The sequence below is a fragment of the Streptomyces sp. NPDC049577 genome (genome assembly GCF_040675635.1).
Taxonomy (GTDB): domain Bacteria; phylum Actinomycetota; class Actinomycetes; order Streptomycetales; family Streptomycetaceae; genus Streptomyces.
In genome coordinates this window covers 33,601-48,055 of the sequence record NZ_JBFAPH010000004.1, presented here as the reverse complement: position 1 = coordinate 48,055, position 14,455 = coordinate 33,601, and the positions used below count along the sequence as shown (strand labels likewise).

The following is a 14,455-nucleotide window of genomic DNA, read 5'->3' as shown; positions in this document are numbered from 1 at the left end:
CGTGGTCTCCTACCACGATCTCTACAACTGCCGCGTCGAGCAGTGGAAGAAGGCGGCCGACGACTGGGTCGCCCTCTCCCGGCGCTCCGAGGCCGCCGCCGAGGACATCCGCGCGCAGGGCAAGAAGCCGATCGACGAGAACTGGGCCGACGCCACCGGCAAGCAGGCAGGCGCGCGCCTGGAGGACCTCGCCGACCGCCTGGAGTCCGGCGGCGACATCACCAAGGGCGTGGCCATGGTCCTCGACGGCCTGGCCTACTCGATGGAATGGTCCCAGCGCACGCTGTTCCACGCGGTGGAGCTGGCGAACGGGTACGGCCTGCACATCCAGGACGGCCGCGCACTCGGCGCGTACTCGGGGGCGGCACCCACGGGCCCCAATGTCCCGCAGAACGTGCGGGACGACTACGCGAAGGAGTCGGCGTACCTGGCCGAGGTCAACGGGCTGATAGAGGAGGCCCTGCGGCAGGCCACCCAGGCGGACACGAAGGCCTCGGCCGAACTGGCGAAGCTGGCGGGGACCATCAACGTCTCCAACACCAGCACGGCGCACAACGAGCTGGAGGTCGAGGCCGCGCATGTCGAATTCGACATCATCAGGGGCAGCATCCCGGCCGGGAAGGACCCGCACCTCGTCCGCGCGTGGTGGGGCGGGCTCACGGCCGAGCAGCAGAAGGCGCTGATGCGGTCGGATCCGGTGACCATCCACGACCTCAACGGCCTACCGAACGGTGTCTACGAAGAGCTCCGGGGGCGCGACGGGAAGATCGACCGGGTGGAGATGGTGCGGTTCGCGCTGGACCACTGGGACAAGGACGACGACCTGAAATACGACGACGGCCAGGGAAACTGCACCAATTTCGTGTCGGAAGCCCTGGAAGCCGGCGGCATGGAGGAGAAAATCGATTCCTGGTGGTGGGGCCTTCAGGGCGACAACACATGGGGCCGCGAGAAAGATGGCACCGGATGGACTGCGCTGGACGCGAAGATCTTCCACTCCGACTCGTGGGCACGAGCCGAGGCCCTGCAAAATTTCCTGCTGCGCAACGGCGGTGAGGAGATCCCGAGGTCAGAAGCACGTCCCGGCGACATCATCTTTTACGAGCAGGTGGCTCCCGGAACCAAGACGGCTCAGGGCGAGACCCACCACGCTGCTGTGGTCACCTCGGTAACCCCCGACGGCGACATCAAATTGACCCAGCACACCAGCAACTTCCAGAACGTGAGCCTGGAGAGCCGGGAGCACATCGCCAACACGAACAACGGGGAACAGCGCATCCGCATCGTCCGACCGAAGCCGAATTGGTACTGATGGCTACTTCCCCTGCTTCCGAAACGCTCGCGACCGCCCCGCAGAAACATCCGGTTACGCTCCGCATGGCGATCGCGGCCCTGTCGGTACCTGTCATGACCGTTGCCGGTGTGGTCACTTCCTGGCACGCACAGGACATCCAGAGAGCCTGGCACGGACGGCAAGAACTCGAACACCGGCACCTGCCCTTTCCCGTGACGGAGTACGCGGCCGTGTGGCTAGGGGTGGCCTTCGGAGTGGCAGCCGTGGTCGCCTGCGTGCTCGTCGGCAAGCGGATTCACCGTCGGGACAACGTCCCGCTCTGGCAGAGATGGCCAGGGCTGGTGGCCTTCGTCTGCGTGTGGCCAAACATGCTGACCCTTCCGATCGAGCTGATCATGCTGTACGACGCGTACTCCGTGGCCACGTCGGGCGTGTACCTGGGGGACTTCTGAGAATGTCGATGACCACTCCCCCTACCGCCGCACCCGATGCGGCCACCCCGCAGAAGCGCCCTGTCCCGCCCGGCATGGCGATCGCGGCCCTGTCGCTACCCGTCATGACCGTCGCCGGTGTGGTCGGTTCCCAGCACGCGCGGGACGTCCTGAACGACTGGTCCTGGCAGGAACACCTCGAACACAGCCACATGCCCTTCTCGCTGAAGGAATTCGTAGCCGGGTCGCTATGGGGGACCCTCGGCGTGGCAGCCGTGGTCGTCTGCTTGCTCGTGGGCGTGTGGATCCACCGCCGGGACGGGGTCCCGCCCTGGCGGAGATGGCCGGGCGTGGTGGCCCTCGTTCTGGTGTGGCCCAACATCGCGACGACTCTGATGGAGCTGCTCACGCTGCACGACGCGTACTCATGGGGTGCGTTCATGGCGGACCACTGAGCCGTCCTCGGGGTGGCCGGCGCGTGGGCGGGCGGCGACTGCGGCTGCGCGCCTCCCCGAGGTGCCGGCCCGTTGCTACGCTGCGACGGTGACCCTGCCGACGGTCCAGCAGATCCGCGCACTGCACGAGAAGTACGCGCCGACCCGGGCGGCCTTCGAGCTCGTGCACACCCACTGCGAGATCGTCTCCCGCATCGCGGAGCAGCTTCTCGCCCGCGCCGCCGGCACGCTCGACGCCGACCTCGTGCGCACCGGCGCCCTGCTCCACGACATCGGCGTCTACCGGCTCAACGGCGCCGGTTACATCCGCCACGGCATCCTCGGCCACGAGATCCTCCGCGACGAGGGATTCCCCGAGCGCCTGGGCCGCTTCTGCTCCTGTCATGTGGGCGTCGGCCTGACCCGGCACGACGTTCTCAGCGGCAAGCTGGACGTGCCGGTGGCCGACTATCTGGCGGAGACCGCCGAGGAGCAGCTGGTGATGTACGCCGACAAGTTCCACACCAAGAGCTCGCCGCCGGCGTTCCTGTCCGTGGAGTCCTACGAGGCGTTCCTGGCAATGCGGTTCGGCCCGGAGAAGGTACGCGCGTTCCACGCCTTGCGTGAGCGGTTCGGCGTGCCCGACCTCACCGCTCTCCGGGCGGAATACGGCCACACCCAGGCCGTTTCGGTCACATTGCGGGCCACGCCGCACTGAAAACGGAACGCACCCCGGGTCCACGGCGCCGAGCGTGTGAGCTGCACAACGCACAAGCTCCTTGTTGCAAACGGTCGTTGTCGTCGGCGGTGGCTGCGGCTGGCCGAATCACCCCCGCCCGGGTCGACGTGTCACGCGTGGTCTCCCTAGCTTGCTGGTGGCCGGATCGCATCGTGAGGGTCCGGCAACGGAAGTACACGGCAGTCACCGCAAGGGGAACCATGCGTAAGGTGAATGCACGCCGGTATGCCGTCGCCTCGGCGGCTCTCGGCCTCGCGGCCGGGCTGTTCGCAGCGGGGCCGGCATCCGCGATGACAGCGGCGCCCTCGGCCCAGGGCTCGTCCGGAGACGTGGAGTTCTCCGTCTTCGACAACGGATCCGGAATTCCCAGAAACACCTCGTTCCGGCTGGCCGATCTCGGCCGGCACGGGATTCCGGATTCCGCGGTGAGGGAACTCGGCGCCGGGAAGGCGCCCCGTCCCGCCGCCACCCAGAGCGCGACGCTCAGCGGCCCCGACGACCTGGTGGGGCAGTGGAAGGACCGTGACGGCTGGACCGTCTACATGCGGCGGGGGTACTACGACCCCGTCAAGGACAAGGGCTTCGGGCTCACCAAGATAGAGCAGAAGCACAACCTCACCATGAAGGCCGTCCGGGCCACCACGCAGTACCCGCGCCCGGGAGCCGCGGGGAAGCAGAAGTTCGCCGGGTATCCGGACACCTGGAACTACTTCACCGACGTACTGCACGTGAAGTGCAGCGGCTGGTGGATCTTCCGGACCTGCCGCGTCGACAAGGTCCAGGCCGTGCGCGCGGGAGTAGACTTCAGCGTCAAAATCCCGCAGCTGCCCAAGGGCGTCATCACCGCCTACTGCGAGGGCGTGCAGGGGCGTTGCCCCGACTGGGTGAAGAACGCCATCAACATCTGATCGCCATCCGATCCGCTCCAGGCCAGGAGGGTCCTCCCGATGAGCCGACATCCGGTCCGGCCGTCCCGCGCACTCCCCGCGGCCGAGTGGTGGGCGCCGTTGCTCGTCGACCTGGGTGCGGTTCAGCGCGGGAGTGCCGGGCTCGGGCTGTGCGTCCGGGACGTCGACCTCACGTCCGGCCGCGCACAGGTGACCGTGCAGTGGCCCGGCGTCCCCGCAACCACCCTCCTGCCCGACCCCGAGGCCGGCCGCGACGCGCTCCTGCGGGCGATCGCCGCGGCCGGCCCCGCCCGGCTCGCCGGCGAGGAGCCGGCGGACTCCCCGTCCTCGCCGCTCGCCGGCCACGGCTGGCTGCTCGACGAAATCGGCCGGCGAAGCGACGCCTGGTACGCGTATCTCGCCGAACCGGTCGAGCTGCTCCGGGTGGTGACCGACGGCCGCCGGACCACGGACGTCGCCGTGGGGCGCACCTCGCGCGGGGACGTGGTGGAGGTCCGTGTCCCCCTGGCCGGGCTGGGGGCCGGCGGCATGGACGCCGGCCTCACCTACACCATCGTCGAGCGCGCCGTGACCGTCGCGGCACACGACCTCCGGCCGGCCGGCCCGGTGCGGGGCCGGCCCACCTTCGCCACCGGCCTTCCGGGCGAGGACCCGGACGGGCCCCAGGAGCCCTAGAGTCGCTTCTCCAGCAGCGTCACCGCGTAGGTACCGCCGAGCCCGCCGTCCTTCGACGGCTGCTCGCCGACGACCGTGTAGCCCGCCCCCTCGTAGTACTCCCGCAGGCGGGCGTTGCCGGACAGACAGTCGAGCCGGCACAGGCCACGGCCGGAGGCGGCGATACGGCGTTCCGCCTCGGCGAGCATCAGCCGCCCGGTGCCCGGGGGCGCGACTCGGCGGTCGGTCATGAGCCGGTGGACGTAACCGGCGTCGGGGCCCTGCGGCCCCCAGGCGGCCGGGTCGTCCCACCACAGCTCCCACGCCCCGGCGACGGGGCCGTCCGGCCCCATCGTGGCGATCCACACCTCCCCGTCCCGCAGGCGCGCCCGGAAGTGGTCCTCACCGAGCTCACCCGGCTTCCACTGGTCGATCCCCCCGGCGAGCTGCCGGCGCGCCGCGTCGTCGCGGAGCCGGACGAGTTCGGTGACGTCGCCTTCGCCGGCCCGCCGGAAGGCCAACGCGGCGTGGCGTAGCGCGACATGCGTCCAGCGGACGCCCGCCCGCCCGTGCGCGTCCTCGCGTTCCGCGAGGTGGACGACCTCCAGCCCGCAGCGGCGGGCGAGCGCGACGGTCTCCTCGGCCGCGACGGGGAACATCCGCCGGCCCTCGGGAACGGGCCCGTGCCGCAGCGAGAGCACCACCTGCCCGCCCACGTCCAGCAGCCCGGCCAGGCGTTCCATCGCGGCCGCCCGCTGCCGCTCGTCCAGGTGCATCCAGACGGCGGTCAGGAGAATCAGGTCGAAGCGGCGCCCGTCGAGGCCGGCGAGCCCGGGCAGCGCGTCGTCGACCCACTCGATCTCCTGGCCGCCGTGAATGCGCCGGGCCAGGGCCCGCAGCTCGGCGGTGGGTTCGACGGCCACGACCCGATGCCCCCGCGCGGCCAGCGCCGCCGCGTCACGCCCGCTGCCCGCGCCGATGTCCAGCACGGAAGCGGGTCGCGAGGGAAACAGGTGCAGCACCTCGCGGTGCACCTCGTCGAAGGACACGCTCTCGTACTGCTCGGCGAGCGCGTCGGCGGCTTCGCCGTAACCGGCGTTGGTGGGCGTGGAGTGCAGCCGGTCGACGGCTGTGTCGGTGTTCACGGGGCGGCAGCGTAGGCGCGTGCGCGCCGGCGTACCGCGACGTGGATCACTGGCCGCCGACCGGCACGGCGGCAACCCGCCTCGCTCACCGGTGGGTGCTGGGAATGTGCGGGTAGCACTCGCGACGCGTGATCGTCGTGTCGCCCGTCAGGTTGTCCAGAATGCTGTTGCCCGTGCGCGGCCCCACGATGCCGTCGTCCTCCAGGCCGGACGCGCGCTGGAACTTAAGCAGCCAGCGGTAGGTCTCGTCGCCGTACTGGCCGTCCACGTTGATCCAGGCGTTCTGCTTCGTCCGGACGATCCAGTCCAGGATCCCCTCCTGGACACAGGTGACCCCGTAGTGGTTCCTACTGCCCGGGTGGATGTTCGGGACGTTGGGCGCGGCGCCGGCCGGCACGGCCACCGCCGTCGTCACGGCCAGGGCGGCGCCGATGACGCCCGTCACCGCGGCGAACTTCCTCGGCTTCATCACGTCTCCCCCTACACGCACGCGCGGTCAAGCAGCCCGGCCCAGGTCCGCGGGCCGACCAGCCCGTCGACCTCGTTGCCGCGGTAGCCGCACGCGTACTGGAACTCCTTCACCGACTTGGTCGTCTTCCGGCCGAAGACGCCGTCGGCATCGGTCCTGATCCCGGTGTCGGTCAGCTTCTGCTGGAGGAACCGCACGCACGTCCCCCGGTCCCCCTCCGAGAGGAACGGCCGTGTCTGCGCGCACCCGCGCGCGCTCACGGCGGTGTCCGCGGCCTGCGCCGTGGCGACCGCCCCACCACCCCCCAGCGTCACCGCGCCGACCAGCGCCACCAGCAGTAACCGTGCCCGCTTCATCAGGTCTCCCCTGCGTCCGTCCTGTGCTCTCGGACCGCCACGATAGGAAGCGGGGCGCCCCCGGGGCGTCCCGCACACGGTTGACTTCCCGTCTGCGACTACGGCGGTAGGTGAGGCGGAGCCTCCACCGGGCGCGGCAGCGGGTCCGGCCCCCGGTGACTACTTCGCCGCCCGGCTCCCCGTGCTCACCGGAGCCGTCGCGTGTGCCGCGCTGCGGGCCGCCTCCGCCACCTGGCCGGCGGTCAGGGCGTAGCCCGTCTCCGCGTTGGCCGTCGAGCGGGCGAACACCACGCCGTAGACCTTGCCCGTCGGCGTGAGGAGGGGGCCGCCCGAGTTGCCCGGGCGGACCGTGGAGCGCAGGGAGTAGACCGTGCGCGTCGTCACGCCGTCGCCGTAGATGTCCTGGCCCTTGGCGCGGACCTCGTTGGCGACCGTGGCGGCGCGCAGGTCGAGGCCGCCGTTCTCGGGGTAGCCGGCGACGACGGCCGCGTCGCCGCGCTTGGCGGTCTTGTCGAAGGGGAGGACGGGCGCGTCCAGGCCCGGTACGTCCAGCACGGCCACGTCCGTGCGCGGGTCGAAGAGGACCACGCGCGCCGCGTACGCGCGGCCCACGCCGCCGACCCGGACCGTCGGTTCGGTCACGCCGGCGACGACGTGCGCGTTGGTCATGACGTGCTCGTTGGCGTAGACGAAGCCGCTGCCCTCCTGGCCCCGGCGGCCGTCGCCGACCTCGGCGACGCCCTCGATCTTGACGACGCTGTCGCGGGCCGCCTGCGTGGCGGCGACGGTGACCGCGTCGCCGGAGGGCTTGGCGACCCCGGTCGCCGGTTCGTTCTCGAAGGGGTTGAACACCTGCGGGAAGCCCGCGCCCGCGAGCGCGTCCGTGGTGCGGCTGAACCACGTCGGCGCCTGCTCCGGCATGGCCCGCTGCACGGCGTTCAGCAGGGCGGAGTCCTTGATCTGCTGGGTGAGCGGGGCGGAGTTCGCGGAGACGAGGACGCTGGCGGCGACCCAGCCGACGAGGAGGACGGCCAGCGAGTTGACGGCCGCGCCGCCGGCGCCGTCCAGGCCGCGTACGGGGGCCCAGGTCAGACGGGCGCGCAGCTTCCAGGCCAGGCGGCCGGCGAGGGCGTGGCCGAGGCCGGCGGGTATGAGGACGGCGAGGACCGCGACGACGGCGGCCGTGGTGGTCCCGGCCTCGAACGGCCGGAGGATGAACGGCAGGGCCCACACGCCGAGGACGGCTCCGCCGAGGAAGCCGGCCAGGAGGATCACACTGGCGACGAGGCCCCGGCGGTAGCCGGACACGGCGTAGCCGAGGACGATCAGCATCAGCAGAAGGTCGAGCAGGTTCACAACGCGAGCCCCTATTCGTGCGGCGCGCCCCCGATCGCGTCCACGGTCCGTGGACTGGTTAAAACGTGTGTTTCCGCTCCGCGGTTCCACGGCGTGGGCTTTGCCACATGGCGCGTGCGGCGCCGTGGGGGCGTGCGCCGAAACGCACCCGCCCACCCGTTGCCCGGAAAGGTTCCGGGTGCCGGGTGGGCGGGTGGGAGAAACGGGTGGGAGAAACCGGTCAGACCGCGCTCAGCTCGCGCTCCGGCGCGTCCGGCGCGTCCGGCGCCATCCGCTTCTGCAGGGCCTCGCCCTCCACGTCCACGTTCGGCAAGAACCTCGCGAGCCACCCCGGCAGCCACCACGCCGCGCGGCCCAGCAGGGCCAGGACGGCCGGGACGATGGCCATGCGGACGACGAACGCGTCGAAGAACACGGCGATCGCGAGCCCGAAGCCGATCATCTTGATCATCTGCTCGGAGGAGCCGATGAAGCCCGCGAAGACGCTGATCATGATGACGGCGGCGGCGGTCACCACGCGCGCGCCGTGGCGGAAGCCGGTGACGACGGCCTCGCCGGGGCGCTCGCCGTGGACGTAGGCCTCGCGCATGCGGGTCACGAGGAAGACCTCGTAGTCCATGGCGAGGCCGAAGACGACGCCCACCATGAAGATCGGCATCATGGACATGATCGGGCCGGTCTCCTCGACGCCGAAGAGTCCGCCGAGCCAGCCCCACTGGAAGACGGCGACGACGGCGCCGAGCGCGGCGACGACGGAGAGCAGGAAGCCGAGGGCGGCCTTCAGCGGCACGAGGACGGACCGGAAGACGACCATGAGCAGCAGGAAGGCGAGGCCGACGACCAGGCCCAGGTAGGGCAGGAGGGCGTCGTTGAGCTTCTGCGAGACGTCGATGTTCATCGCCGTGGAGCCGGAGACGAGCACCTTGGCGCCGGTGTCGGCGCGGAAGGAGCCGGCCTTGTCACGGATGGCGTGGACGAGGTCCTCGGTCTCGGAGCCGCTCGGCTTGGACTTGGGGACGACGGTGATGGTGGCGGTGTCGCCGGCCTTGTTGAAGGCGGCGGGGGACACCATGGCGACGTCGTCCATGCCCTTGATGCTGTCGGTGACGGTCTGGGCGGCGGCCTTGGGGGCCTTCGCGCCGGCCGTGTCGAGGACGAGCATCAGCGGGCCGTTGAAGCCGGGGCCGAAGCCCTCGGAGAGCAGGTCGTAGGCCTTGCGCTGGGTGGTGTTCTCCGGCTGGGAGCCGTCGTCGGGCAGGCCGAGGACGAGCGAGCCGGCGGGGACGGCGATCGCGCCGAGGCCGAGGACGCCCGCGAGCAGCACCATGACGGGGCGGCGCAGAACGAAGCGGGCCCAGCGGGTGCCCATGTTGGGCTTGTCCGCGGTGGAGGCGCCGGTGCCCTTGCGGACCTTGCGCGCGAGGACCTTGCGGCCGGCGAAGCCGATGAGGGCCGGGATGAGGGTGAGCGCGATGAGAACGGCGATGGCGACCGTGCCGGCGGCGGCGAGACCCATCTTGGTCAGCATCGGGATGTTGACGACGGCGAGCCCGGCGAGGGCGATGACGACGGTCAGACCGGCGAAGACGACGGCGGAGCCGGCGGTGCCGACGGCGCGGCCGGCCGCCTCCTCGCGCTCGCGGCCCTCGGCGATCTCCGCGCGGTAGCGGGAGACGATGAAGAGGGCGTAGTCGATGCCGACGGCGAGGCCGATCATCATGGCGAGCGTGGAGGTGTTGCCGGACAGGTCCAGCGCGGAGGCCAGTGCGGCGATCGAGGAGACGCCGATGCCGACGCCGATGATCGCGGTGAGCAGCGGCAGTCCGGCCGCGACGAGCGAGCCGAAGGTGATCACGAGAACGACGGCGGACACGATGAGGCCGATGACCTCGGTGTTGCCGCCCTCGGGCATGGACTGCAGGGCGCTGCCGCCCATCTCGACGGTCAGTCCGGCGTCCCGCCCGTGCTGGGCGGCCTGCTTCAGGTCGTCGCGGGACTCCTCGGTGACCTCGCTGGACTTCACCTTGTAGGAGACCGAGGAGTAGGTGATCGTGCCGTCGCCGGAGACGGTCGGCCCGGGCTTGGCCAGGAAGGGGTCGGCGGCCTTGTCGACCTGCGGGCCCTTCAGCTCGGCGACGACCTTCTCGACCGCGGCCTTGTTCTTCGGGTCGGTGATCTTCTGGCCCTCGGGGGCCTTGAAGACGAGGCGGGCGGTGGCGCCGTCGGCCTTCTGGCCGGGGTTGCGGTGCTCCAGCAGGTCGAAGGCGGCCTGCGCCTCGGTGCCGGGGATGGAGAAGCTGTTGTTGGTCGACTTGGAGGCGGTGGCGGCGCCGAAGCCGGCGAGCGCCAGCAGCATCACCCATATCAGGGCGACGTACCAGCGGCGCCGGAAGGCGGTCCGCCCGAGCCGGTAGAGGAAGGTGGCCACGAGGTGCTGTGCTCCCGTCGGGTCGAGGGTCAGGTCATCTGGGTGTGGGAAACCAGCCCGACGACGAGAGCGGCGCGTCAGGTGGTGCGGTGGTGCTCTGCGGTTGTGGTGTGGGGGGTGTGGGGGTCCGTCAGCGGTCGGCGAGGCCGAGGGCGGGGAGGACCACGGCGTCGACGTAACGGGCGAGGTAGTCGGGGCTCACCGGCCGGTCCTCGATGAGGGGCCGGGCGATGAAGGCGCCGATCATCATGTGCGCCACATAGCCGAGGGCGGGGTTGCCGGGGGCGAGTTCGCCCCGGTCGACCCCGCGCCGGATCATGGCGTCGAGCGCGGCCGCCTCGGGCTCGATGAGGAGCTCGCGCAGCGCGCGGTGCAGGTCCGGGTTGGCGTGGATGGCGGACCCCAGGCCCCGCATGAGGGCGGCGTCGCGCTCCATCTCCGCCTCGTCGGCGTTGCACAGCATCGCGTGGAGGTCGCCACGCACCGACCCGGTGTCGATGTCGGCCAGGCTGACCGGCTTCTTGCGGCGCAGCGCGGTCGCGACCAGCTCGGGCTTGCCCTTCCACTGGCGGTAGAGGGTGGCCTTGCTGGACCGCGTGCGGGCGGCGACGGCGTCCATGGTCAGGGCGTCGTAGCCGACCTCGCGCAGAAGGGCGAGGACCGCGTCGAAGAGCTCGGCCTCGCGCTCGGGCGTCAGCCGGGTGCGGCGCACCGAGGGGGTGGGTGAGTCCGCCGGCATTCCGCGTCTCCCTTCGACGACAGTCCTTGCGCGGATGCGTACGAAACGGTTTCGTACCGTACGAGCGTACGACGGCCGAAAGCGAAACGGGACCGTTTCGATGGTGTGATGCGTCACGGACCGAGTTGCCGGTGATTACTCCGCTCGGAACGATGGAGGGGTGACCGATGCCTACCTCCGGTACCCGCATCTCCACGACGATCTCCTCTGCTTCACCGCCGAGGACGATCTCTGGCTGGCCCCTCTCCCGGACGCCTCGGGGGGCGCCGGGCGGGCGTGGCGGCTGACCGTCGACCGGACGAGGGTGGGGCACCCCCGCTTCTCGCCCGACGGCCGGCACATCGCCTTCACCAGCTGGCGCACCCTCGATCCCGAGGTCCACCTCGTCCCGGTCGAGGGCGGCAGCGCCCGCCGGCTCACCTACTGGGGCAGCACCGACACCCGGGTCTGCGGCTGGGCCCCGTCCGACCGGAACGGGGGGCACGACATCCTCGCCGTCTCCTCGCACGGCCAGCCGTTCTCGTACTTCTCGTGGGCCTACCGGCTGCCGGTCGACGGCAGCCCGGGGCTGCGGCTGCCCTGGGGCCCGGTGTCCGACATCGCGATGGGCGACGTCGACGGCGAGCACCGCACGCTGCTGCTGGCCGGCAAGCCGCCGCACGAGCCGGCGTCCTGGAAGCGCTACCGGGGCGGGGCGACGGGCAGGCTGTGGCTGCACGGCACGCGGCTGGTGCCGGAGCTGAAGGGCCATCTGGACTCGGTGATGTTCGCCCGCGGCCGGATCGCCTTCCTCTCCGACCACGAGGGCGTCGGCAACCTCTACTCCTGCCTGCCCGACGGCTCGGACCTGCGCCGGCATACGGACCACGACGACTTCTACGCCCGGCACGCCGCCACCGACGGCCGGCGGGTGGTCTACCAGTGCGCGGGGGCGGTGTGGCTGGTGGAGGACTTCGGTCCGGACGCGGTGCCGCGCCGGCTGGACGTGCGGCTGGGCGGGCCGCGTGCGGGGCGCCGCTCGTACCAGGTGCAGGCGGCGAACAACGTCGACGCGCTGGCCGTGGACACCACCGGCCGCGCGAGCGCGGTCGGGGTGCGCGGCAGCCTGTACTGGCTCACGCACCGCGACGGCCCGGCGCGGGCCATCCACGACACCCCGGGCGTCCGGGTGCGGCTGCCGGAGATGCTCGGCTCGACCGGGCGGGTGGCGTATGTGACGGACGCGGAGGGCGAGGACGCCATCGAGATCGCCCAACTGCCGCGCGTCACCGAGCCGTCGGAGCCGCGCCGGCTGGCCGCCGGGCGGATCGGGCGGGTGCAGGAGCTGGTCGCCTCGCCGGACGGCGAACGGCTCGCCGTCGCCGCGCACGACGGGCGGTTGCTGCTGGTGGACGCCTCGGCCGAGGGCGACGGGGACGTCGGCGAGCTGGTCCGGTCCGACAACGGGCCCGTCGGCGACCTCGCCTTCTCCCCCGACTCGGCCTGGCTGACCTGGTCGCACCCCGGCATCGGCCGCTCGCTGCGGCAGATCAAGATTGCCCGGCTCTCGGACCGGACGGTCGTGGACGTCACCAGCGGCCGCTTCGAGGACGAGAAGCCGGTCTTCACCCGCGACGGCCGCTACCTGGCCTTTCTCTCCTGGCGCGGCTTCGACCCGGTGTACGACGTGCACACCGGCGATCTGTCCTTCCCGCTCGGCTGCCGCCCGTACCTGGTACCGCTGTCGTCGGCGACGCCCTCGCCGTTCGCGCTGTCGGCCGAGGGCCGGCCGGCGGCGGGCGGGCTCGACCTGGACGAGGGCGAGCGCGGGAACGGGGAGGGCGCGGTGCTGGTGGAGGTGGAGGGGCTGGAGAGCCGGGTGACGCAGTTCCCGGTCGCCGCCTCGAAGTACTCCCATCTCTACCCCGTCAGCGGCGGCGGGCTGGTGTGGCTGCGCTGGCCCATCTCCGGCGCGCTCGGCGAGACCTTCGCCAACCCGGCGGAGACCTCGGGCCGGCCCACGCTGGAACACTTCGACCTGCACAAGGCCAAGCGGACCGAACTGACCGGCTCGCTCGACTGGTTCGCGGTCAGCGGCGACGGCACCCGGCTCGTCGTCAACGACGAGGGCGACCTGCGCGCCGTGCCCGCCACGGACACGCCCGACCCCGACAGCACGGTCTACATCGACATGCGGCGCATCATGCACCAGGTCGACCCGCCGTCCGAGTGGCGGCAGGCGTACGCGGAGGCGGGCCGGATCGTCCGCGCCTACTTCTGGGAGCCGGGCATGTGCGGCGTCGACTGGGACGGCGTGCTGGAGCAGTACCGGCCGCTGGTCGAACGCGTCGCCTCCCCCGACGAGTTCGCCGACCTGCTGCGCGAGGTCCTCGGCGAGCTGGGCACCTCGCACGCGTACGTCACCCCGGCGCGCCGCAACGAGGGCCCGCCGCACTACCAGCGGGCGATCGGGCTGCTCGGCGCCAACTTCGTGCACGGCAAGGACGGCTCCTGGGCAGTGCGGCGCATCCTGCCCGGCGAGTCCTCCGACTCCAAGGCCCGCTCCCCGCTGGCCGGTTCGGGGATCCGCGACGGCGCGGTGCTCACGCACGTCGACGGCCGCCCGGTCGATCCCGTCACCGGCCCGTTCCCGCTGCTGGCCGGGGCCGGCGGGACGACCGTCGAGCTGACCTTCCGGCCGCCGGAGGGCGACGGCCCGCCGCGCCGGGTCGCGGTGGTGCCGCTGGTGGACGAGCGGCCGCTGCGCTACCAGGACTGGGTGGCCAAGCGCCGCGCGGTCGTCCGCGAGCTGAGCGACGACAAGTGCGGCTACCTCCACATCCCCGACATGGGCGGCTCCGGCTGGGCCCAGTTCAACCGGGACCTGCGCAAGGAGATGTCGTTCCCCGCGCTCATCGTGGACGTGCGGGGCAACGCGGGCGGCAACATCAGCGAGCTGGTGGTCGAGAAGCTGACCCGCACGATCATCGGCTGGGACCTGACCCGCGACGCCCGGCCCGTCTCCTACGCGAGCAACGCACCGCGCGGCCCGGTCGTCGCCATCGCGGACGAGATGACCTCCTCCGACGGCGACATGATCACGGCGGCGTTCCGGCTCCAGGGCATCGGCCCGGTCGTCGGCCTGCGCACCTGGGGCGGGGTGGTCGGCATGACCGGCCGGCACCGGCTGATCGACGGCACGCACATCACCGTGCCGATGAACGCGGCCTGGTTCGACGACTACGGCTGGAGCGTCGAGAACCACGGCGTCGAGCCGGACCTCGAGGTCGACCGCACCCCGCTGGACTGGGCCGAGGGCCGGCACAAGCAGCTCGACGACGCGGTGCGCGTCGCGCTGGACCTGCTGCGGCAGCAGGGGTCGAAGACCCCGCCGGACTACTCCGGGGTGCCGGACCTGCGCCGGCCGAAACTGCCGCCGCGCGCCTGAGCACACGCGCCGGAGCACGCCGGAGGCCAGGGCAGTCACGAGGGGCGCACCTGTGGCGGGTGCGCCCCTCGTGTC

General features: G+C 71.8%; 13 protein-coding genes. 7 read left to right on the top strand and 6 right to left on the bottom strand.

What is annotated here, in order from left to right; all coding sequences use genetic code 11:
* Position 1: 1 nt before the first annotated feature.
* The 6 genes from AB0K09_RS01175 (at position 2) to AB0K09_RS01150 (ending at position 4,481) form a co-directional block, all read left to right on the top strand.
* On the top strand, positions 2-1,312 hold the full coding sequence (locus AB0K09_RS01175) for an amidase domain-containing protein (protein WP_366063091.1): 1,311 nt from the start codon (positions 2-4) through the stop codon (positions 1,310-1,312).
* A gap of 65 nt (positions 1,313-1,377) precedes the next feature.
* Complete coding sequence (locus AB0K09_RS01170) at positions 1,378-1,746, top strand: hypothetical protein (RefSeq protein WP_366063089.1); 369 nt, start codon at positions 1,378-1,380, stop codon at positions 1,744-1,746.
* A gap of 8 nt (positions 1,747-1,754) precedes the next feature.
* Positions 1,755-2,180, top strand: coding sequence for a hypothetical protein (locus tag AB0K09_RS01165; RefSeq protein ID WP_366063088.1), 426 nt, complete (start codon positions 1,755-1,757; stop codon positions 2,178-2,180).
* A gap of 88 nt (positions 2,181-2,268) precedes the next feature.
* The gene (locus AB0K09_RS01160) at positions 2,269-2,877 is read left to right on the top strand and encodes an HDIG domain-containing metalloprotein (RefSeq protein WP_366063087.1); all 609 of its coding nucleotides are present in this window, start codon (positions 2,269-2,271) and stop codon (positions 2,875-2,877) included.
* Positions 2,878-3,107: 230 nt separating this feature from the next.
* Positions 3,108-3,806: a hypothetical protein gene (locus AB0K09_RS01155; RefSeq protein ID WP_366063086.1), complete on the top strand. Its 699-nt coding sequence runs from the start codon at positions 3,108-3,110 to the stop codon at positions 3,804-3,806.
* Between the two features lie 39 nt (positions 3,807-3,845).
* Complete coding sequence (locus AB0K09_RS01150) at positions 3,846-4,481, top strand: hypothetical protein (RefSeq protein WP_366063085.1); 636 nt, start codon at positions 3,846-3,848, stop codon at positions 4,479-4,481.
* Here the strand turns inward: AB0K09_RS01150 and AB0K09_RS01145 are convergent.
* The 6 genes from AB0K09_RS01145 to AB0K09_RS01120 form a co-directional block, all read right to left on the bottom strand.
* Positions 4,478-5,605: a class I SAM-dependent methyltransferase gene (locus AB0K09_RS01145; protein WP_366063084.1), complete on the bottom strand. Its 1,128-nt coding sequence runs from the start codon at positions 5,603-5,605 to the stop codon at positions 4,478-4,480. The genes AB0K09_RS01150 and AB0K09_RS01145 overlap by 4 nt on opposite strands.
* 85 nt (positions 5,606-5,690) lie before the next feature.
* Entirely contained in the window at positions 5,691-6,074 is a 384-nt protein-coding gene (locus tag AB0K09_RS01140; protein ID WP_366063083.1) for a peptidoglycan-binding domain-containing protein, read from the bottom strand.
* An 11-nt stretch (positions 6,075-6,085) separates the two neighbouring features.
* Positions 6,086-6,430, bottom strand: a complete 345-nt coding sequence (locus AB0K09_RS01135) for a peptidoglycan-binding protein (RefSeq protein ID WP_366063082.1) — start codon at positions 6,428-6,430, stop codon at positions 6,086-6,088.
* 159 nt (positions 6,431-6,589) lie between these two features.
* Positions 6,590-7,786: a MarP family serine protease gene (locus AB0K09_RS01130; RefSeq protein ID WP_366063081.1), complete on the bottom strand. Its 1,197-nt coding sequence runs from the start codon at positions 7,784-7,786 to the stop codon at positions 6,590-6,592.
* Positions 7,787-8,006: 220 nt separating this feature from the next.
* A complete protein-coding gene (locus AB0K09_RS01125; RefSeq protein WP_366063080.1) occupies positions 8,007-10,214 on the bottom strand; it encodes an MMPL family transporter in 2,208 nt (735 codons plus the stop codon).
* Positions 10,215-10,344: 130 nt separating this feature from the next.
* On the bottom strand, positions 10,345-10,926 hold the full coding sequence (locus tag AB0K09_RS01120; protein ID WP_366063113.1) for a TetR/AcrR family transcriptional regulator: 582 nt from the start codon (positions 10,924-10,926) through the stop codon (positions 10,345-10,347).
* Positions 10,927-11,113: 187 nt separating this feature from the next.
* On the opposite strand from AB0K09_RS01120, the gene AB0K09_RS01115 reads away from it, so the two are divergent.
* Positions 11,114-14,380: a S41 family peptidase gene (locus AB0K09_RS01115; protein WP_366063079.1), complete on the top strand. Its 3,267-nt coding sequence runs from the start codon at positions 11,114-11,116 to the stop codon at positions 14,378-14,380.
* Positions 14,381-14,455 lie beyond the last annotated feature (75 nt).

What these genes read in the sequence shown, in the direction of transcription:
- AB0K09_RS01170 (WP_366063089.1), top strand. Translation starts at nt 1,378, where the DNA reads ATGGCGATCGCGGCCCTGTCGGTACCTGTCATGACCGTTGCCGGTGTG.
- AB0K09_RS01165 (WP_366063088.1), top strand. Translation starts at nt 1,755, where the DNA reads ATGACCACTCCCCCTACCGCCGCACCCGATGCGGCCACCCCGCAGAAG.
- AB0K09_RS01150 (WP_366063085.1), top strand. Translation starts at nt 3,846, where the DNA reads ATGAGCCGACATCCGGTCCGGCCGTCCCGCGCACTCCCCGCGGCCGAG.
- AB0K09_RS01140 (WP_366063083.1), bottom strand. Translation starts at nt 6,074, where the DNA reads ATGAAGCCGAGGAAGTTCGCCGCGGTGACGGGCGTCATCGGCGCCGCC.
- AB0K09_RS01135 (WP_366063082.1), bottom strand. Translation starts at nt 6,430, where the DNA reads ATGAAGCGGGCACGGTTACTGCTGGTGGCGCTGGTCGGCGCGGTGACG.